We start from the raw sequence: 22,199 nt of genomic DNA on the forward strand, positions 1-22,199 counted from the left end.
ATAAATTTTTTTGGACACTGCCTGCTTAAAATAGCCTTAATACTATCAGTATTATATTGTATTTTGGATGATCGTCAACCCACATCCCCTATGATCAATAAATTATCAACCGGTCGTATTTTATCTATCGATGCTTTTCGCGGAATCACCATCCTTGTGATGATTTTTGTTAACAGTGTTGCCGGCGTGCAGGGTATCCCTTCCTGGATGCAGCATGCACATGCGGATGAAGACAGGATGACTTTTGTGGACGTGGTGTTTCCCGCATTCCTCTTTATCGTGGGCATGTCTATTCCTTTTGCGATCAATAGCCGTTTGAGTAAAGGCGACAGCTTCTGGCAGTTGCAGAAACATATCCTCTGGCGCACGCTGGGCCTGCTGGTGCTGGGCGTGTTTATGGTGAATACCGGTGAGCTCAATCCTGCTGCCACCGGTATGAGCATGGCCGTATGGGCCCTGTTGTTTTACGGTAGCGTAATACTGGTATGGAATGTATACAAATTTGAACAGCCGTGGATCAGCTGGTGCCTGAAAGGTGCCGGAGCTGTGATATTGATCGTGCTGGCGGTGATCTACCGCGGCGGTGAAGACGGAACGCATTATCTCACGCCACAGTGGTGGGGCATCCTCGGGCTGATTGGCTGGGCATACCTGTATGCCTGTATTATCTATCAGCTCTTTAAGGGTAATCACAACGCTATCTTTTTGATGATTGCTGTGTGCATCGGGTATTATATTTTATGCAGGCAGCCGTTTATTCAAAACAGCGAGTGGAGCCTGCTGGCTGCACAGAGCGGTAATGCGGCCCACACCGCTATTGTGTTGTGCGGAATGCTGCTGACTTTATTTTATTTTGATGAAGACCTGGGCCTGACCGGCAGCCGCCTGGTATCCAGGGTGGCAGGGTTTTGCACGGTGCTGCTGATTGCAGGCGCCTGGTTAAGGCCCGCATACAAATTATCAAAGATCCAGGCAACGCCCAGCTGGTGCCTGTACTGCGCAGCCATTTGTGTGGCCGTCTTTTCACTTTTATATTTTTTAATAGATGTAAAACATTTCAACAGATGGACTTCCTTCTTTAAGCCCGCAGGCTCTAACCCACTCCTCACCTACATCCTGCCGGACATTGTCTATTTCGGGATGATGGCCCTGGGCCTCAGCCTGCCGGCTGTTCTACAGCAGGGCGTGCCGGGTATCATCTGGTGCATGTGCTTCGCGGTGGCCATGTTGTTCGTGGTAAAGGGACTGAACAAATTGCATATCCGCCTTCAGCTGTAACTATATTCCCCACTTATTCGTTATAGCTTATACGTTATGTAGAAAAATATCTGCATGAACAACATCCGCATATGGTTGTTGTAACGTAGATATGGTAATGGCATTTCGTTTGCCGCCGGAACCCGTGAGTAGTATTCTTTATCCCAAAATTTACCCCCGATGAAAAAAATAGCAATTGTTCTGATGCTGGCAGGTGTGATTTTAGCTATCTTAGCGCAGTACGCCTACACGAATGACTGGATGTGGTTCCGGATTTTCCATACACTGGGATTCGTAGGATACATATTTATCATTAGCGGACTGGCTTATTTCTCCCTGTTGTTCATTCATCAGCTTTCCCGCGATGAAAAAAACAGGATCAAGCGTTATTATCAACAGCAGCACAGAGAAAAAGAAGCCTGAGCCCTGCAACGGCAGTAACCAATGGCAACAGATACATTTACCCTGAAGTTTGAATATAAGGGACACCCTCATATTCTGGAGGTGAACACGGTACATCAGACGTACAAAACCGTATACAAAGTCGTCATTGAAGAACACGAGATCTCTTTCGAGCCCGATGAAGAAGGTTATGTGCGGGCCGTTTCCGATAAACCCATACACGACCACAGCCACCCGGTAGACGTAGAACTACTGCACCACGTGGCTGAACTGATCATACACCACATTCAATAATCAGCTTTCTGCTTCTCCACGTACCTCATCGCGGATGGAACTGGCGTCCCAGCCCTGTCCTTCGTCCAGCCATGTTTTGATCCGGTCGGAGGCGATGAGTTTTTCCATCTCATCAATACGCTCGCGCATACTGACGAGGTATTGCTTTTTATCGTCGCGCATGGCCGACAGGCCTTTTAACGTCCGTTCGTCCTGGCGGAAGAAAGTCCGCGCGGCCCTTTCACTGTGATAGGCACGCACACCCAGCATCCGGAGCGCATCGGCGCCCATCCGCAGCGAAGTGTCCACCGTTTCACGGTAAATATGCAGTACGCCCTGGTCCATCAGCTCGAAGGTGTCTTCCACCTGCTGCGCTCGTACCAGTAGCTGCAGGTGAGGGAAATATTTCTGCGCCAGCGTTACGATCTGGCGGGTCTGTTCGTATTGGTCGGTCGCTACGATCAGCAGCCTGGCGTCGGCGGCGCCGGCAGCGACCAGCAGGTCGTAACGGGAAGCATCGCCATAATATACTTTGATGCCCAGGTTATGCAGCGCATCCACCCGGTCCGAATCCATATCAAGAATGGTACATTTGATACCGTTGGCCCGCAGGAAACGCCCGGTCATACTGCCGAAACGGCCGAAGCCGGCGATGATCACCGGGTTCTTTTCATGGATTTCATCGGAAGAACGCTCGTTTCCGCGCGGGGCCTGGCGGGTGAACCGCGGCTGTATCACTTTTTCGTACAACAACATGATCAGCGGCGTCAGCGCCATGCTGATGGCCACAATAGCGGTGAGCATTGCCGACAGCCTGCCATCGATCAGCCTTACCTGGTTGCTGAAGGCCAGCAATACAAACGCAAACTCGCCAATGTCAGCCAACGCAAAGGCAAAGAGGAGGTTCTGGTCGGTACTCAGCTTGAATATCTTCCCCAATATCATCAGCACAATACCTTTTATGACCATCAATCCCAGTACCAGTCCGAATATCAGCAACGGCTCTTCCATGATCAGCGAAAAATCAATGGACGCTCCCACTGCAATGAAAAACAATCCCAGCAACAAACCTTTGAAAGGCTCTATATCACTTTCCAGCTCGTGGCGGTATTCACTGTTGGCCAGCACCACGCCACCCAAAAAGGCGCCCAGCGCGGAACTTAACCCTACAAGATTCATCAGTACGGCAATGGCCACCACCATCAGCAGGGCCGTCGCGGTAAATAATTCCCTCACACGGGTACGGGCAATAATACGCATCAGCGGGTTGACAAGGTAGCGGCCGGCTACAACAATAGCGGCTACGGCGCCCAACACCACCAGCGTTTGCCCCCATGCCGGCAGATTGTCCCGTAACGATGACTCATGAACATCTGTTGTGCCGGCGGCTCCGCTGGCCAGCAACGGGAAAATGGCCAACATCGGGATTACCGCGATATCCTGGAACAATAACACGGAAAAAGCGCTCTGCCCTGCAGCCGTCTGCATCCACCCTTTTTCATTGAGCGTTTGCAGCACAATAGCGGTAGATGACAACGACAGGATCATACCCAACGCCAGCGAAGCGTTGAACGGCTGCCCCAGCCAGTAGGCCAGCCCGGCGATAGCAGCGGCGCTGCCGAGCACCTGGAGCCCTCCCAGCCCCAGGATGGATGTTCGCAATCGCCAGAGCAACGTAGGCTCCAGTTCCATCCCGATAAGAAACAACATCATCACCACGCCGAACTCCGCGAAATGCATAATGTCTTCTCCCTCTTTACCGATGAAACCCATCACAGACGGACCAATGATCACACCGGCTATCAGGTAGCCCAGCACGGCGCCCAGCCCCATTTTCTTGGCCAGCGGCACAAACACAATGGCCGCAGCCAGGTATATCATTGACTGAAATAGCAGCGAATGTTGATTCATATTTTTATCGGGTTTGGGATGGAAGTTGTAATGCCTCGTTCATATACGTCAGCCGGGTCAGGGCTTCCGGCGTTAATTTGTCGTCCCGCAGCTGCTCCAGCATGTTGCGGTAGTTTTGTGCCACGCCCCGGATATCTTCTATGTCCATACGGTGTACGCCGTAAATCACATAAGGGGCCAGGTATTGCATATTGCACAATACAGCGGTTTGCGAGAAGGGCAGCAGGAAGTCCCGCACCGGGTACTGGTGCCTGCCTTCGGGGTGATATCCGCTTTCCGCACTCCCCGCAGAAATGACGTTACCGAGATATTTGCCCTGCAACGCTTTGCCGGTATGACCATAAGCCCAGCCATGCTCCAGCACCAGGTCCATCCACTGTTTAATGATAGCGGGAGCGCTGTACCAGTAAAAAGGATGTTGCAGCAGGATGATATCGTGCCGCTCCAGCAGTTGTTGTTCCCGGGCCACGTCAACGTCCAGGTCGGGGTACCACTCATACAGATCGTTGAATGTGATGCCCTTTATACCTTTAATAGCAGCCAGCAACTGCTGGTGCACCCTGGACTTCTCCAGTGCCGGATGTGCAAAATTGATGAGTACCCGCGCCATATAAATTACGAATTACGAATTACGAATTGCGAATTGCGAATTGCGAATGATGATGTATTAAAGAACCGTAATTCCTTAAGATAACCCAAATCGTAATTCGTAATCCGTAATTCGTAATTAACCTTCGGAATATTCCTGTAACAGTAATCTGTATTTATTCAGTATGCGTGATTTGGAGACAAACCCTACCAGCTTCTTGTCCTGCACCACCGGTAAACTCCATACATCCGCCTCGTCAAATTTTTTGAGTACCAGCGTAATATTGTCTTTTAAAGATACTACTGCCGGCGGAGCTTTCATTAATTTCTTAACAGTCACGGTATCATATAGTTCCGGGCTGAACATGATCGGGCGGATATCGTCGAGTGTGATGATCCCTTCCAGTTTGTCCTGCTGGCTCACCACGGCAATGATGTTGCGCTGCCCGTCTTTCACCAGTTCTATAAGCTGGCGCAGGCTGGCGTCAATATCGATCCGCTGGATATCTTCTTCTACCAGGTCCTGCATACGCAGCATCAGGAGGATATTGCTGTCGTGCGCTTTGGTGAACACCTTGCCCTCTTTGGCTAATGTGATGAGCTCCGGGGAGATAGGCGAAAACCATTTCGCCATCAGGTAGGAAGTGGTAGACACGATCATCAGCGGGATAAACAAGTCGTAGCCGGAGCTGGACTCGGCGATCAGGAAGATGGCCGTCAGCGGCGCATACATCACGCCCGCCATTACCCCTGCCATGCCTACGATAACGAGGTTGGTGACCGGCACGTCGGTAAGGCCTACCTGTGTGCAGAGCATGGCGAAAAAGAAACCGAGGAAGCCGCCGGCAAACAGGGACGGCGCAAAGTTCCCGCCGTTGCCGCCGCTCTGGATGGTGATGGAGGTGGCGAAAGCTTTCAGCAGGCATACGCAGCCGGTGAATACCAGCAGCATCCAGCTCTGCGGCGGGAAATACCCAAAGAAACTGTTTTGCAGGATAACTTCTCCATGGCCTCCGGCCAATGATTTTACGGCGGTATATCCCTCTCCGAACAAAGGAGGCAACGCTACACAAAGCGCGGATACCAACACCCCGCCCAGCATGGCTTTGCGCAGGGCGCTCCACTGCAGCCGTTTAAAGAAATGCTCCACTTTATGCGACAGCACCACAAAATAGCGGGCGTAAAAACCGCATAACAGGCCCAGCACAATATAAAAAGGTACGTTGTGATAGTTGAAAGGCGTCCGGGATTCGAAATGGAAAAGCACCTCCTCCTGTAGAATGATTTTGGAGAGCAGGCTGCCGCAAACGGCGGCCACAATCAACGGCATGAAATCGGAAAATACCACCCCGGTCAGCAAGATCTCAAAGGCAAACATCATCCCGGCGATGGGCGCGTTAAAAGCGGAGGCGATGCCCGCCGTGGCGCCGGCTGCCAGTAACAGGGTGCGCTCCTTGTATCCCAGCGAATAGGTACGGGCATAGTTGGACCCCAACGCCGCGCCGGTAACGGCAATAGGACTTTCCAGCCCCGCAGAACCACCAAGACCAACGGTCACCGCGCTTTGCAGTATCTGGGAATACATCTTCACCGGCGGTATAATACTGGAGTTCTGGGCGATCTCATGCAGTATCGCCGGAATCCCTTTACGGGACTGCCCCTTGAAAAAGAAAATAACGATCAGGGTGGTCAGCACAATCCCCAGAAAAGGAAAGACTACATAAAAAATAACCTGCGTGCTGAAATGTACCTTGTAGGTAATAACATAATGGATATAGTGGACCAGCATTTTGAGCACCACGCCTGCCAACCCGGCGGAACACCCGACCAGGATACCGGACAGGAGCAGGAACTGATTGCGGTTGAGCTTGCTGTGAAGCCAGTGCAGGAGCAACTCATAGCTTTTGGCTTTACGGAGGCTGTATTGTTCGAAATCCCGTTTAAACCTGAAAAAACCATGGTACTTCCGGATGCGGCTAAATTGACTCATGGCGCAAATTTAAAGATCAGAGCTCAATCAACCCATAAACTTTATCATTCATGTACGGGCCGCCGGGATGTCTGGCGGTATAATCAAGGTTGATCCAGTACTCTCCTTTCAGCTCGTGGTAATACAGTTCTTTGATGACGGGTTTGGGAAACAGCGTGATGATGGCCTGTTTCATGATCTCGAAATCTTCCTTGTCGCCACAATAGAGCTCAGGGTAAGCGTGCCCTTTGATCAGTACAATACGGCAGCGCGCCCCGATAGACTGCAGGCAGGAAGTCATCAGGATGGAATGATCGTCGCAATCGCCCCCAAGGCCGTTCAGGATAGTTTCCTGTGGCGTGGCGAAGTATTCGTCACGACGGGAGTCGAGCACATATTTGAAATTACCGTTGATATACCGGAAGAGGGACAGAAAGCGGGTGATCTTCCCGAACTTATAAAAATACTCGTCGTAGTAGTCCAGTGAATGTTTCACGGAGAAGTTGCGGACCACGGAATCCTGGTAGTTGACTTTCTCCCGGATGCCCCGTACCGTTTTGTCGCGGTAACTTTCCACACGGCGCGGATACAAACTGAGGATGTCCAGCTGTTTGCTGTCTTTGGTGCCCCAGTTGCCCTGCACCATCCCTTTATAATCGTTCAGCACATTGGTGAAAGTATAATCGTCCCGGTATTTATTGAACAGCAGGATGCTGCACACCAGCAGGAAGGCGGGAATAATCAGTGGCCGGAAAAACCATCGCAGGGCATATACGACCAGAAGGCTGATCAGGAAAGATACAGCCAGGTCTAAGTGGAACCCTCCCGCTACAATGGGCGGGAGGAACCGGTTTATAAAAGGTGCGAGTGGTAACAACGTCAGCAGGCTCAATATGTTGAGCAGCAATTGGGTAGACGTTGTGTATTTGCTTTCATCGATGGCCATTATGCTATGCAATAAAGCAAAATTATGCCATAATCACTTCGCAAAATTTGGAATGGCCTGTTTGAAGGATGTGCTGTTTCTGATTAATTCTATTTGTTGTTGTGTGTCGGTGATCTGTTTGTCCATGTTGAGGTCGCGGTAGATGTTCTTCAACAGGGCGTAGTTCATCAGCGCCAGCACTTTCAGGTCCAGTTTCTGTGCATGTTCAATGGCTATTTCGGCTACACGGATCGCTTTATGGAATTCGTGTTCATTATAATATACGGTAGCATGCAGCAGTTTCTGAAAGGACTCAAGGTGTTTGCCGCTGAAATAGTCGGATGAATATTTTTTGATGACATGATCGGCGTGCCGGCAGATCCTTTCGGCTGATTTGACATTGCCCATTCCCAGGTGGCCCTGTGCCTGCCAGAGTAACAGCATGAGGCGGAAAGAGTCCGCTTTGCGGTATGGCAGGGAGGGATATGCCTGAAACAGGCGCCGGGTGAAGTTGAGCAGGTGTTCATAGTCTTCCATCAGCAGGAAGGCGGTGCCCATGTTACGGAACACGATTTCCTGCGCCACGGACATCTGATGCCGGGAAGTGTGGCCCCAGTACTGCTGGTACTGGTATATTTTAGCCCGGATGCCTTCGTTGACAAAGCCGAATTTAAGATACTCATATATAAAGAGGAGTATTTCATAAGGCGTCACCCACAGTTCGCCGTCAAATTCGTCTGCGCTGTAGAGTTTTTTGATACTGTTGAGCTCCAGCTCGCATTGTTCGGCGTCCAGCTGGAGCAATGCCATGCTGAACAGCAGGTTGCGGATCTTGAGTTTGTCTTCCCGGGCTTCGGCCATTCCCAGCAGGGCGTTCAGCACTTTCCTTTTACGGAAATGCATGAACTCATCGTTGATGATCTGGCTGAGCGGGTTTTTCTTGAAGAACCCCGGGGGAAAGATCGATTTCAGTTCCACCTGATTGTTGCCCTCGTGCTGGTAGTGGAGCACGAGATATTCCAGCAGGTGTGATTTTTCGATGTTGGCCAGCGGAAGATGGAACATTTTGATGATGCCTTCCGTTTGCCGGGTGGTGATCGCATAGCGGAGCAGCCAGCGGAATACCCCGATACGGTAAGGGGATTGTGGCAGATGGTCCAGTATGTTCCGCAGCAGGTGCTCGTTGACTTCCTGGCTGCTTTGCTGGAGGTAGTGCATGGCTACAAAGTATTCCAGCAGGAAGGTGTGCGCGAAGCGCACCTTTACGTGGAACATGATTTCCTGGCTCAGGTTCTCTTCCGCCAGGATATTATCTGCCAGCAGTTCCTTGTAAGCGGGGAACAGATCGGCGTTCTGGTTGAGCAGTTTGCTTTTGTCGATATAGATGCCGCTGCGGCCATAGTCGAGCAGGGCGAGCAGCTTTTCAATGATCTTTATTTTAAAGGCGTTGCTCTGGGAGTTGAACACCCGGTTTTGCACAAACCGTGACACGATCTCGAACAGGCTCAGGTGTTCATCCACAAAATTTTGTTCCGGGCCGGCATTCAGCTGGCAGAACAGCTGCAGGTAGTACGGGTTGCGTAGTTTCTGCAGGAAGCTCTCGGAGAACATCCGGATGGTAGACGGATCAAAATGGTGATTGTAGAGGACCGACTTCACTTCCTGTTCGGTCAGCGCCGGCAGGTTGATGTTGGTTTCCTCGTCCATCTCCGGTCCCAGGTACCAGTAGCGGCGGAAGGCCGGGTACTGGTGGGAATGCTGGAATATCTCCGACCAGGTGCTGCTCCGGACAGAAAGGATCACTTTCACCCAGGGATAGCGGTCGTTCGAATAAACGAAGTCTTCCAGCTTGGTATATAATAGTTTGAGTTTATCACCGGAAACAGCGATCTCATCGAAGCCGTCGATGATAAGGATCAGGCGGCCGCCTTTGTTATTGAAGTGACTGGAGAAGTATTCGCGGAAGTTCTCCCCTTTGCCGAGGTCCATTTGGTTGTCCAGCCAGTTGGCCAGGGATAAGCCTTTGAGTAACAGGCTGCCGGCGGCGTGTGCATGGATGAACCAGCATACGTCGTGTTTGAACCGGGCGTCCCTGCAGAACCAGAAGTGTTCGGCGAGGTGTACCAGGGCCACGGACTTCCCCCACCCTGATGGCGCGATCAGGGCGGTAGCGGCGTAGTCGCTTTCGAGGAACCGCTCAATATGTGCGTTACAGAAGGTACGGGGAACGGTAAAGGGGAACGCTATGCCTGAACGGTTTTTAAGCGTCAGGATCGTGTAGTGCGATACAGCATCCGCTTTGGTTTTCAGTTCGTCCCATCTGCGCGTGTCCAGTTGCTGGTTGCTGCGACTGGCGCTGTTGAGCAATTGATAATGATGTTGCTGGAAATCTTCCCAGTCCTTAAAACGGCAATATTGTGAGAGGGTGTTCAATGTGTAGCGCGAAAAGCTGTGTTGTGTAACAGCAAATCCGAATACCCTTTTGAGCGTTGTCTCACTTACCAGTTTTGTGGTGTTATCCAATATGGACTGAGCCAGATTCTTGCAATCTGCCGACGACATGACTTCAACACCGTATCTGCGCAATACTTCTTTCTGCAGTGTCATGATGAAGTCATAGGATAGATCAATCATAGGGGACAATAAATGGATTAGGAATTTTCGATACTCCATTAAGTACGTCTGAGTCAGCGGTTTAGATTTATGAAAATCAAAATGAACAAAATGAACAGGAGATTTTAAAAATGATTATATATATGATAATTTTTAATAAAAATACTTTTGTGTTATTTATACAATATAATTATATGTATAATTTATTTATATATAATAAAATATAGCGAAAGTCAACCGTGGTGGCTATTTGGCAGCGCTTGCTAAAAAAATTCGGTGGTCAGGGAAAAAAAATTTGTGCCCGAATCCGGTGCTGCCGGTTGTGGGAACTTCTTCGTAATAAAAGAGTGATTGCCGTCACCAAAATGAACAAACTGAACAATTGGTTTTTGAAATGAACGAAAGGGACGCTACCGGTCAAAATGAACTAAAATGAACCACACTTTATCCCCCGCTTCACTATACATTCGTAACGTTTTTGCAAACCTTTAACATATGATTGAAAGTAGGATACATCAACCGCCTCACTTTTAGTTATTTGTCATCTAGCCACGTCATAACCTATCCTGCCGCCAGAGTAATTTGTAATTCATTGCAAAATGAATATCGTTTTATTTTAATATCTGGTGCTATGCATTCAAACACTACTCCTAATTGCCCTTTTATTGCTGCCCCTATTACCCGGTCCCGGGCGAAGAGTGCCTTGAACACACCCGTGTTACTCTTCTTCAAAAGGCATACCCGTTTGTTCCTGGGCAACCTGCTGTTACTGCTGATGGCCTTCGGAATGATAGCACAACCGGCAATGGCGCAAACGCAGACACAGCGTGTATATGCGACTGACCAGGTCAATGGCACCGTCGTTACCGGCGGCATCGGCGTTTGTCTGTTGTGCGGTGTGGCCAACCCCGGCAACGCCGTAGACGTATCAGGCAACTTCTTACAGACGTCTTCCCAGATAACAGCACCAGTAGCTGTAGGGCTTGGCGCCACTGTGACGGTTTCCCAAAGCCTGATCTTTCCGGCTGGCCAGCTTCCCACAGCCTCCACTCCGGCAGTGGTAAAAATCGGCGCAGGAAATGCCTTATCCCTGGCATTGGCAGGCTCTATTATCGTGCAGGCCTATAACGGAACTACTCCGGTAGGCTCCCCCGCTCCTATTTCCACTGCCCTGCTCAACCTGCTCGCCAGCGGTAACCAGGCAGAAGTGTTTGTACCTGCTCCGGGGGTTCCGTACGACAGAGTACGCGTTTCTATCCGGGCAGACCTGCTCTCGGCACTCGTCAATGTGAATGTATACGCCGCCTATTATAATACACCGGCTACCGGTACCATCAACTGTAATACGCCTATCGATATATTATATGGCGTCAACGGTGCACTGGCCGGCGTAGGCTCTGTGACCAACGCGCCCAACGCAGCGGATGGCAACGTGGCCACCTTCGCTCAAATGTTCTCCGCGGTAAGCACCACCTTAGCAGATAGCTATACACAATTAACCGCAGTATATCCCGGGCTGTCAAAAACCGGCGACTCTGTGCGTATCGTCACCTCCAACGCCGGCGCACTGCTGAGCGCTCAACTGCTGAACGCCATCACCATCGTCACCTATAATCAGGGCACAGTGGTGGATTCCATTACAGGCAACAGCGCCCTGCTTAAGATAGATCTGCTCTCGGGCGGGTCGGGACCCCAAACCCTCACCTTCGCTTCTTCGGGACCGTTTGACCATATACAGGTCAGGTTCGGCGCTATCGTGAGCGGGCTCGCCACCCTGAATGTGAACGAAATCCAGCGGTTCAGCCCCTCACCGGCTACCACCGGCGGCTCCGTCGTTAGGACCACCTGTTTGGGTACACCGCTTACACTGAGTGTCAGCAGTCCTGACAATACCAATTACAACTATACCTGGTATGATTCTACCCAGACAACCGTGGTAGGCACCGGCTCCAGCTTCCAGGCTCCCGCCACTACCGCAGGCGCTTACCGGTATTATGTGTCTGCCAGCCTGAAAACCTGTTCCGCCTCTGAATCAGCCAAAGCGCTGGTGACAGTCCTTGTCAATAACTTTGCTACTGCCGCTGATATCACCGTGCCACCCACCACTGCTGTCTGCGCCAATACTGCAACGATTACACCTACTGCAACCAACCCATCCGGTACTACCACCTTCAAGTGGTATAAAGACATTAATAAAACTACCCAGATCACCGATGGACTGGTAGAAGGCGCCATCAGCTATGCGATAGACGCCGCCGGTAAACTTACCATCACAGGGCTCACTGCTCCGTCTACCACCTTCTATGTTAGTATTACTGATAGTACCCATTGTGAAAACCAGGCCGGCGCACTGGCTTCCGCCACCGTTACGGTAGGCACCAGCCCCGTACCGCCGGTAACAGCTACCAGCGTTTCCGGTACCGTGAACCAGCCAGTCACGCTGACCGCCTCCGCTCCGGCCGGCACCATCGAATGGTACACAGACACCACACTGGCGCCCGTAGCTACCGGTCCTTCCTATAATGTAGGTCCGTTCGCCACACCAGGCGTACATACCTACTTTGTTGGTGTTCGTCTTGCCGGTGGTTGTTCTTCCGCAAGGATTCGTGTAGATGTGACCGTTACTACCGCAGGTACGCCTGTTTCCTGTAACGCCGCTACACAACAAGCATCCGGCACTACCCTCGGTTGCGTGCTTTGTACGATTAACAATCCGACTTTCTCGGTGGACAGTGATCCGGCCAACTTCACGCAACTGAGCGTACCGGTAGGTCTGCTGGGCGGCGCTGCTTTCCAGCAGCTCATCTTCCCGCAACCAGGCGCCGCTTTGGACAGCATCCGGTTTGATCTGGAGTTCCCCGGCGGTCTTGCAGACGTGTCGCTCTTGGGCGGTGTAGTGCTGACCGTGGCCAATGGAACCACCGTTGTTGCCAGGGATACGCTCACCAACCTCCTCCATCTGACACTGCTCACCAGCACCAGGGGGTATGTAACCATCCCGGCCAGAGGCGTGTTTGACCGCGTGGAAGTGAAAATGACCGGTACCCTGAACCTGCTGAATGCAGTTAATATATATGGTGCGCGCATCATCAGCCCCAATCCGACCACATTGGTACGTAACGTACAGGCCTGCGTTGGTTCCACCGCTACCCTCACCGCTACACCGGCGCCCGGCACCAGCGTGCAGTGGTATGCTGATTCCACCACCACTACAGCCCTGGGAGCCAATCCGTATACAACACCGGTGCTCAACACCGCCGGTACGGTAACTTACTGGGCACAGGTAATAGGTACCAACGGTTGCGCTAACCCTGATCGTATACGCGTTACCGTTAACGTAAATGCACTGGCTACCGCCGCCGATATCAACATCGCTGATACCACGCTCGGTTGCGTAAGCAATACTGCAGTGCTGAAACCTTCATCCGGTGTAGTATTGGATTCGGTATTCACCTGGTATAAAGACGCCAGTAAAACAACCGCTATCACCAATGGCCTGACAGAAGGCGCGGTACACTACGCACTGGATAGCGTGGGTAACCTCACCATCACCGGTCTGGCATTGGGCAACTATACTTATTATGTTGCCGTGAGCGGTTCCAACCGTTGCGAAAACGCAGCTGGTGCACTGAAACCCGCTGTGGTAAGCATCGTGAACGCACCGGCCGCACCGGTGGTAACCGGCACAGTAGTCGTCGCTACCGGTCAACAGGCAACGCTGACCGCCTCCCCTGTTCCGGGCGCGGTGATCAACTGGTATGCCGACTCTACTACCACCACCATCGCCGGTACCGGTACCAGCTTCGTGGTAGGTCCGTTCAGTAATCCGGGTACTTACAGCTACTTCGCTGCGGTAAGCATCCCTGGCGCGTGCTCTTCTGCACGGGTACGTGTAAACGTAGAAGTAACCGGTCCGGTAATTCCTTCTCCGGATTGTAACGTACCGACAACACAGGTTTCCGGTACTACCCTCGGTTGCGTACTGTGCTCTGTACAGAACCCAACCAATGACATCGACAGCTCTCAAACCAATTTCACCCGCCTGAACATACCGGTAGGCTTACTCGGTGGTTCAGTATACCAACGGCTTATCTTCCCGAACCCGGGAGCAGCGGGCGACAGCATCCGCCTGACCATGGCAGCTCCTGGCGGCCTGGGAGATGTAAGCCTGTTTGGTGGCGTGGTGATCACCCAATATAACGGTACTACTGCCGTGAAAGCAGATACCCTGGCCGACCTGCTGACCCTGCGTCTGCTGAGCGGTCAGCAATTCGCTGCTACCGTGGCGGCCACCGGTACTTACGACCGCGTGGAAGTGAAACTGACAGGTCTCGCTAACCTGCTCAACTCCATCGACATCTATGGCGCCCGTATCCTGTACCCGAACCCGACTATCAGCGGCACCGGCGATACCGTATGCGTGAACCAGAAAACAACCCTGTCTGTAACACCTGCTGCCGGTACCACCGTACGCTGGTACGCAAGCGCCACCAGCACCACGGTGTTGAGCAGCCAGAACACTTATACTACTGATACCCTGAGAACACCAGGCACCGTTACTTACTACGTGCAGGTGGTAGGCGCCAACAATTGCGCTAATCCTAACCGTGTACCCGTAACCGTTACTGTGTCTCCGGCCCCTGTAGTACCCGGTCCTGACCAGACACTCAACCTCTGCGCCGGTACCAGCGCAGCACTGGCAGTTGCTAATCCGAACAACCAGCTTACTTATCACTGGTACAACGTGGCCACCGGCGGTACCAAACTCAACGCCGACAGCGGATACGTATTTAACGTGCCCAATATCACCAAAGACACCACTTTCTATGTGGAAGCGGTCAGCGCCTGTGGTGCTTTTTCTCCGAGACAGGCATTCCATATCGTGATCTCTGCTTCCCTGAGCGCACCAGTGGTGACACCTAATCCGGATTCCGTAAACATCGGCACACAAGCCGTGCTTAAAGCCACCTCCAACGCCGCCAACGTGGTATTCACCTGGTACGGCAGCCAGACTGGCAACGACAGCCTGTTTACCGGTCCGACCTACGCACCGCCTACCCGGAACACGCCGGGCACTGTAACCTATTGGGTGAAAGCATCCATCAATGGTTCCTGCTCTTCTATCCGCGTGCCGGCAGTAGTGGTGTACGGAACATTTAACACACCAACGCCGGTGCCTTGCGAAGGCGCTACCACCCAGACTATCGGCGGCAGCGGTCTCCTCGTGCTGGGTAACGTATACAACCCGCAGCTGGCGGTAGATAACGATGCCAGCACTGCATCCTCTCTCGTGATCAATCTCGGCGTACTGAATGCAGAGGTATGGGAAAAAGTAGGCTTCAACGGCCTCTCCGCTCCTGGCGACACCGTAAGGGTATTGCTCTCTGACCCGGGTACGATATTGTCCGCATCACTGCTGGGCGGCGTCCGGCTGACCACTTATAATGGTAATGCTCCGCAGGATTCTGTGACCGTCAGCGATCCGCTGGTGAAACTTAGCCTCCTGGGCAACGGTACACAGGCTATCGCCGAATTTGTACCAACCAAACCGTTCGACGCCGTACAGGTGAAACTGAGGTCCGGACTTGTGGGCGCACTCACAGAAATCGGCTTCAACTACGCACAGCGCGCAGTGGCTAAACCTGCTGTACAGGCTGCCCAGGTAGCTGTTTGCGCAGGCAACACGGCAACACTCAACGTACAGAATCCGGTGACAGGCATCACTTACCGCTGGTATACATCCAACGGCACCTACCTCACCGGTAAAGACGGCGCTACGCTGACTACCGGCGCACTGACGGCAGATACCAGCTTCTTCGTGGAAGCCTTCCGCAATGGTTGCGCAAGCACCGGAAGAACACAGGTAGCTGTGAAAGTGGCTGCCGCTCCGGCTGCACCGACCGTACAATCCAATGATGTGAAAGTTTGTCCGGGTTCAGACGCGGTACTGGCCATCGCCAACCCGCTGGCAGGATACACCTATAACTGGTACAACGTAGCTACCGGTGGTACCAAACTGAACGCAGACAGCGGATTTACCTATAAAGTGGTGAATGTAACAGCTGCCGCCACCTACTATGTAGAAGCATTCAACGACAGCTGTAATACTACCTCCGCTACCAGAACGGCTGTTAACGTAAGCACCGCAGCTACCCTGCCTGCTCCGACCGTAACACCGAACCCGGACACCGTGGTAGTCAACCAGCAACCGGTATTCGTGGCATCGGCTTCTACCGCTAATGCACAGTTCTACTGGTTCGCTACCCAGACCGCCACAGACACCCTGTTTAAAGGTGCACAGTTCGCCGCACCAGCTTCCGCTACCGTGGGTACCAAAACCTACTGGGTAGTAGCAGCGATCCCTGGCGGCTCCTGCACTTCCGCAAGAGTACCGGTAACAGCCGTCACCGTTACCGACAGACAGGACCCTGTGCCTTGCGAAGGAGCAAGCTCCTTCACCATCGGTGGCTCCGGCCTCCTGGTGCTGGGCAATGTGTACAACCCGCAACTGGCAGTTGACAACAGCGCCAATACTTATTCTTCCCTCGTAATAGACCTCGGCATACTGAATGCCTCCGTTTGGGAAAAGGCTTACTTTAACGGTGTCTCCACTCCGGGCGATACAGTAAAAGTAATGGTCACCAACCCAGGCCAGTTGCTCTCTGCCGCCTTACTGGCAAGCGTGCAGCTGACATCCTACAATGGTAATACACCTGGCGATTCCGTACTGGTGTCTAACCCGCTGGTGCATGTCAACCTGCTCAGTGGTGGCAGAAGCGCACTGCTGTCCTTCGTACCGACCAAACCATTCACTGGTGTGGAAGTGAAACTGAAATCCGGTATCGCAGGCGCACTCACCGAAGTAGGCTTCAACTATGCACAACGTGCGATCGTTCAGCCAATGGTACAGGTGACCAACAGCAGCATCTGTAAAGGTCAGCAGGCTACCCTCAAAGTGGTGAACCCTGCGGTAGGCGTTACCTATGGCTGGTACGACAGCAAAGGCAACCACCTGCTCGACAGCATCGCCTACCTGACATCACCGACCCTCGACTCCGGTACTTACACTTATACTGTAAGAGCCATGAGAAACAACTGTAGCGGCGCAGCGTCCCTGCCTGCAACAGTAACCGTGTACGGTACTCCGGCTACTCCTGTTGCCACCAAAGACAGCGTAACTACCTGCGTGAACACACCGGCTACCCTCAGCGTAAACGCTGTACCGGGCGTTAACTTCAACTGGTACGATGCTGCCACCGGCGGCGCCAAACTGGCCTCCAATACCAATACATATACTACTCCGGCCAACCTCGCCGTAGGTACCTATAAGTTCTATGTAGAAGGCGTGAACGCCAACAACTGTGCAAACGCCGGCGCCCGCGCTGTCATCACCCTGATGGTGACCAACGCTTCTACAGCGGCCGATATCAATGTGACAGATCAGAACACCTGCGCAGGCGATACCGCCAGACTCACACCGACATCTGCTACCGTGCAGAACCCGGTATTCAAATGGTACGCTAATCCGGATAAGACCGGCCCGATCACACAAGGCGTTAGCGCAGCCGGTGTGCTGACTATCTCCGGCCTCGCACCTGGTACCTACACTTACTATGTAAGCGTAAGCAGCGCCGGTAACTGTGAAAATGCGGCCGGTAACCTGAAAGCGGCACACGTGACCGTGAGCAAACGCTCTACGGCTACGGATATCATCGCAAGAGATACCACCGTATGTGCGAAAACAACCGTCACCCTGACTGCTTCCAGCACTACCGTGACCAACCCGGTATTTAAATGGTATAAAGATGCTAACCTGCAAACACTGCTGTTTACCGGCGCATCCTACACCACACCGGCCATCACCGCCAGCACTACTTTCTATGTGACCGTAGAAGGAAGCAACAGCTGCGCAAATGCAGCCGGTGCAGCGAAAGCGGTGAATGTAAACCTCACCGCCGTTCAAACACCGACTATCTCCGCTTCCCATACCAATATCTGTGCAGGCGACTCCGTAGTCCTCTCCGTACAGAACCCGGTGAATACCCTTACTTACCGCTGGTACAACGTGGCCACCGGAGGTACCGCGCTCTTCACCGGACCGGTATACATCGTGAGAAACCTGACAGTGTCTACAGACTTCTATGTACAGGCATCCGCCGGCAGCTGCAGCGATACTACCCGTGTGAAAATATCCATCGGCGTAGGCACCGCACCAACACCGGTACTGGTAGCCAGCAATGTGACCACCTGTCAGAACAACCCGGGCACATTGATGATCCTCAACCCGGACAACGCGCTCACGTATAAATGGTATACCACGCCAACAGGCGGTACCGCGATCTTTACCGGACCGGTATTCATTACACCGCCATTGGCCGCCACTACTACCTACTATGTGGAAGCAACAGGCGATGTCACCAAGTGTGGCGCACCGTCTGCCCGCACTGCCGGTACCGTGACCGTAGTGCCCGCACCGCCGGCACCTGTGGTAAACCAGGCTTCCGTTAACACCTGCACCGGTTCCAGCGTAACGCTGACCGTACAGAGCCCGCAGCCAGGCCTCAGGTATCAGTGGAGCGACATAAATGGCAACCTGTTATTTACCGGTACCAGCTATACATTCAATGCTGACAGCAGCACCACCTACTACGTAAGAGCGGTGGTCGGCGGCAGCTGCACAAGCTGCGGCGGTTGCGGCGGCGCGAGAACAGCGATCCCGATAAGGGTAGGTACAGCACCTGCAACACCAACGGTGACAGCCACTTCGCTCAATGTGTGCGCTGGCGGCTCAGTAACCCTCAGCATCCAGAACCCGGTAGCCGGCACTACCTATAAATGGTTCAGCGCTGCCACCGGCGGTACCCAGCTCGGAACAGGCACTACCTTCAGCACCGGACCGCTGACAGTGACCACCGACTTCTACGCAGAAGCCAGCAACGGTACCTGCACCAGCCCGGTAAGAGCTAAAGTAACCGTGAGCGTAGGCACCGCGCCAACACCGGTACTCGAATCCAATGCACTGACTATCTGCACAGGATCTACCGCAACACTGCGCGTGATCTCTCCTGCAAACAATATCACGTACAAATGGTACACAGTACCGACAGGTGGTACAGCCGTCTTCACCGGACCAATATATACCACCGGCCCGCTGGCCACTACAACAGACTTCTATGTGGAAGCTACAGGCGACCCTGCACAGTGCGGTAATCCTTCTGCAAGGGTGAAAGCCACTGTAACAGTGACCTCCGCCCCTGCTGCGCCGGAAGTAACCGCTACCAGCCTCAGGACCTGCGCCGGCACCGGTGTAACCGTGTCCGTGAAGAACGCACAGACCGGATTTATCTACCGGTGGTACGACGCCGCAACAGGTGGTAACCTGCTCTTCACCGGTGAAGTGTATAACATACCGGTTGTCAACAGCACTACTACCTACTACGTTCAGGCCAATATCGGCACCGGTTGCTCCAGCGCCACCAGGACAGGCGTAACCGTCAACGTAGATCCTGCGCCGTCCATGCCGACCGTAGCGGCCAATAACCTGACCATCTGCATCGGCGGTACCGCCACCTTCAGTATCCAGAATCCGGACCCTGCACTGACCTACAACTGGTACAGCGCCCCGGCCAACGGCACACTGCTGGCTACCGGTACAAGCTATACTACCGGACCGCTGAACGCTACCACCACCTTCTATGTGGCAGCCATCAACAATAAAGGCTGCGGAAGCTCCCGCGCTGGTGTGACAGCAACAGTGATCACTACCATCGACGCTCCGCTGGCCGATCCGAAAACAACCTGCGCAGGCCAGACCATCACCCTGTCTGTGAAGAACAGCGTAACCGGCGTGATCTACAAATGGTACACTGCGCCAACAGGCGGTACGCCGGTATTCACCGGTGCTAACTACACCATTACACCGGCCGCTAACGCGACTTACTACCTCGAAGCTGCTACCAGCGGTGGTTGTGTAAGCGCCAGCAGAACAGCGGTGAACGTTACCGTAAACGCTGCACCGGCTGCACCAACAGTGGTAAACGCTACGCTCCAGACTTGTCAGGGCCAGACCGTGACACTGAGTGTACAAGGCCCGAACGCAGCACTCACTTACAAATGGTATACTACCGCAACCGGCGGAACAGCGATATCAACCGGCAGCAGCTTCACAACGCCTCCGGTTACTGCAAATGCGATGTACTATCTGGAAGCCATTAACGCTAACGGCTGTCCGAGCGCAACACGCACCGCAGTAAGTGTTCAGCTGATCAACGCACCAGCCGCACCGACTGTTACCGGCGCCGAAAACGGTATCTGTCCGGGTAATACAGCCACGCTGACAGCCAGATCAACAACGCCAGGCGTCATCTTCAACTGGTACACTGCACCAACCGGAGGTACATCCATCTTTACCGGTCCGGTGTATACAACACCAGCCCTGAATGCAAGCACCACTTACTATGTGGAAGCTGCAAGCTCCTCTGGTGGTTGTATCGGCGTAGGCGCAAGAACAGCCGTGGCAGTCAACATGCTGCAACCGCTCGCAACACCGGTGGCCACAGCAAGCAATATCACCGGCACCAGCATCACCTTCAGCTGGAACGCCGTTCCGGGAGCAGTACGCTACGAAGTAACGCTCAACGGCACCACATTCTTCGCACCAAGCACCGGTCCTGCCGGAACATCACATACCGTGATCAACCTGCAACCGAACCAGAGCGTGAAATTTGGTGTAAGAGCCATCGGCGCCAGCGATTGTCAGACCAGCGCAGTGGGTAGCCTTACTTCTACTACGGCCAACCCGCAAGGCAACAACATCTACATACCGAACCTCTTCAGCCCGAACGGCGACGGTGCCAACGATGTGTTGTATGTGTACGGAACCGCCATCGCCCAGCTCGAATTCAGAGTATACAACCACTGGGGTCAGCTGGTATTCACCTCCAAAGACCAACGTCAGGGATGGGATGGTACAATGAGCGGACAGAAACAACCGGTAGGCGTGTATGTATACATCGTAAGGGCAACCATGCAGGATGGACAGATCATCACGAAGAAAGGTAACGTCACCCTTATGCGGTAAACGACAGGAACAGAAACCCGTAGATTAATAAAATAATAAACTAGCCGGGGTGCATGCCAGGCACCGGTCTGCACCCCGGCAATTTTGAACAAGTAAAAAATGTTCCTATGAAAAGGATCTTTATTGTTGCAGTACTTTTATGGAGCAGTTTGTTGCCCTGGCAGTCTTTTGCACAGGTAGACCCGCACTTCTCCCAGTATTACGCCTACCCGATGTGGCTGAACCCCGCGTTGACTGGCGTGATTGACGGAGATTACCGGATCTCGGGGAATTACCGCAACCAGTGGGCAAACTATGGAAAACCCTTCTCTACCGCCGGCGTTTCCGTCGATGCCGCCACCGATAAAAATATTGGCGTCGGCCTCAATGTTCTTAATATGTCTGCCGGCGATGCAGGATATAATTTCTTCAACGCCATGGCCAACGTATCCTATACCGGCGTACGGTTCGGTCAAACCAAAACCAGCCAGATCGTATTCGGTATCCAGGCGGGTGTCATCAACCGCCGGGTAGATCCGGCTAAATTCCAGACCGGCAGCCAGTATAAACCCACCATCGGCTTCGATCCCAGCATCGCCAACGGTGAAAATGTAACAACTACCTCTTCCACCGTTTTTGATGCAGGCGCCGGCGCCATGTTCTTTGACGGTAATCCCAATCATATGCTCAATCCTTTTGTGGGATTCGCAGCAGCCCACCTCACCGGCCCCAAAGATCCTTTCTCCGGCGGCACCGGTGAAGAAAAGAAACTGCCGGTACGCTACCTCGTACATGGCGGTACCAAAATAAAACTCAATGACGCCGTAAGCCTTACCCCCACCGGCCTGTACATGCGCCAGGGGAACGCCGAAGAAATAGTGGCCGGCATGTACGCACAACTGTTGGTAAATCCCGAATTCGATTTCCTGGTAGGTGGCAACTACCGCTTCAACGATGCAGTCATTCCTTTTGCCGGCTTCCATTTCAGAGGTTTTGTCCTGGGCCTCAGCTATGACGCCAACTCTTCAAATATGCGCCGCCTTGTCAACGGCAGCCAGAGCTTTGAAGTTTCCCTGTCCTTTATCAGCAGGAAAAAACGGGTGTTGAATGAAGAATACTTCATCTGCCCGAGATTATAGGGATATAGTTATACAAGTGGATATAAACAGAAGTGGATACCTTATTTCTCCAGACCATAGAAT

General features: G+C 52.8%; 10 protein-coding genes. 5 read left to right on the forward strand and 5 right to left on the reverse strand.

Annotation, left to right across the window (positions count from 1 at the left end; genetic code table 11):
- The first annotated feature begins 90 nt into the window (after nucleotides 1-90).
- The 3 genes from HF324_RS01705 (at nucleotide 91) to HF324_RS01715 (ending at nucleotide 1,953) form a co-directional block, all read left to right on the forward strand.
- On the forward strand, nucleotides 91-1,278 hold the full coding sequence (locus HF324_RS01705; protein WP_168861818.1) for a DUF5009 domain-containing protein: 1,188 nt from the start codon (nucleotides 91-93) through the stop codon (nucleotides 1,276-1,278).
- A 159-nt stretch (nucleotides 1,279-1,437) separates the two neighbouring features.
- Nucleotides 1,438-1,680: a hypothetical protein gene (locus tag HF324_RS01710; protein ID WP_168808859.1), complete on the forward strand. Its 243-nt coding sequence runs from the start codon at nucleotides 1,438-1,440 to the stop codon at nucleotides 1,678-1,680.
- A gap of 21 nt (nucleotides 1,681-1,701) precedes the next feature.
- On the forward strand, nucleotides 1,702-1,953 hold the full coding sequence (locus HF324_RS01715; protein WP_168808861.1) for a hypothetical protein: 252 nt from the start codon (nucleotides 1,702-1,704) through the stop codon (nucleotides 1,951-1,953).
- Here HF324_RS01715 and HF324_RS01720 read toward each other — a convergent pair whose 3' ends face one another.
- The 5 genes from HF324_RS01720 to HF324_RS01740 all read right to left on the reverse strand — a co-directional run bounded on the left by HF324_RS01720 (nucleotide 1,954) and on the right by HF324_RS01740 (nucleotide 9,959).
- Complete coding sequence (locus HF324_RS01720) at nucleotides 1,954-3,843, reverse strand: monovalent cation:proton antiporter-2 (CPA2) family protein (protein WP_168861819.1); 1,890 nt, start codon at nucleotides 3,841-3,843, stop codon at nucleotides 1,954-1,956.
- A gap of 4 nt (nucleotides 3,844-3,847) precedes the next feature.
- Nucleotides 3,848-4,453, reverse strand: a complete 606-nt coding sequence (locus HF324_RS01725; RefSeq protein ID WP_168808864.1) for an NAD(P)H-dependent oxidoreductase — start codon at nucleotides 4,451-4,453, stop codon at nucleotides 3,848-3,850.
- A gap of 117 nt (nucleotides 4,454-4,570) precedes the next feature.
- Nucleotides 4,571-6,421, reverse strand: coding sequence for a chloride channel protein (locus tag HF324_RS01730; RefSeq protein WP_168808865.1), 1,851 nt, complete (start codon nucleotides 6,419-6,421; stop codon nucleotides 4,571-4,573).
- 16 nt (nucleotides 6,422-6,437) lie between these two features.
- The gene (locus HF324_RS01735) at nucleotides 6,438-7,358 is read right to left on the reverse strand and encodes a transglutaminase domain-containing protein (protein WP_246269378.1); all 921 of its coding nucleotides are present in this window, start codon (nucleotides 7,356-7,358) and stop codon (nucleotides 6,438-6,440) included.
- A gap of 21 nt (nucleotides 7,359-7,379) precedes the next feature.
- On the reverse strand, nucleotides 7,380-9,959 hold the full coding sequence (locus HF324_RS01740; RefSeq protein ID WP_168861820.1) for an NACHT domain-containing protein: 2,580 nt from the start codon (nucleotides 9,957-9,959) through the stop codon (nucleotides 7,380-7,382).
- Nucleotides 9,960-10,569: 610 nt separating this feature from the next.
- Here HF324_RS01740 and HF324_RS01745 point away from each other — a divergent pair.
- Both HF324_RS01745 and HF324_RS01750 read left to right on the forward strand, forming a co-directional pair.
- Entirely contained in the window at nucleotides 10,570-21,018 is a 10,449-nt protein-coding gene (locus HF324_RS01745) for a gliding motility-associated C-terminal domain-containing protein (protein WP_168861821.1), read from the forward strand.
- Nucleotides 21,019-21,125: 107 nt separating this feature from the next.
- Complete coding sequence (locus HF324_RS01750) at nucleotides 21,126-22,136, forward strand: PorP/SprF family type IX secretion system membrane protein (protein ID WP_168808868.1); 1,011 nt, start codon at nucleotides 21,126-21,128, stop codon at nucleotides 22,134-22,136.
- Nucleotides 22,137-22,199: the final 63 nt, after the last annotated feature.

The organism is Chitinophaga oryzae (assembly GCF_012516375.2).
GTDB lineage: Bacteria > Bacteroidota > Bacteroidia > Chitinophagales > Chitinophagaceae > Chitinophaga > Chitinophaga oryzae.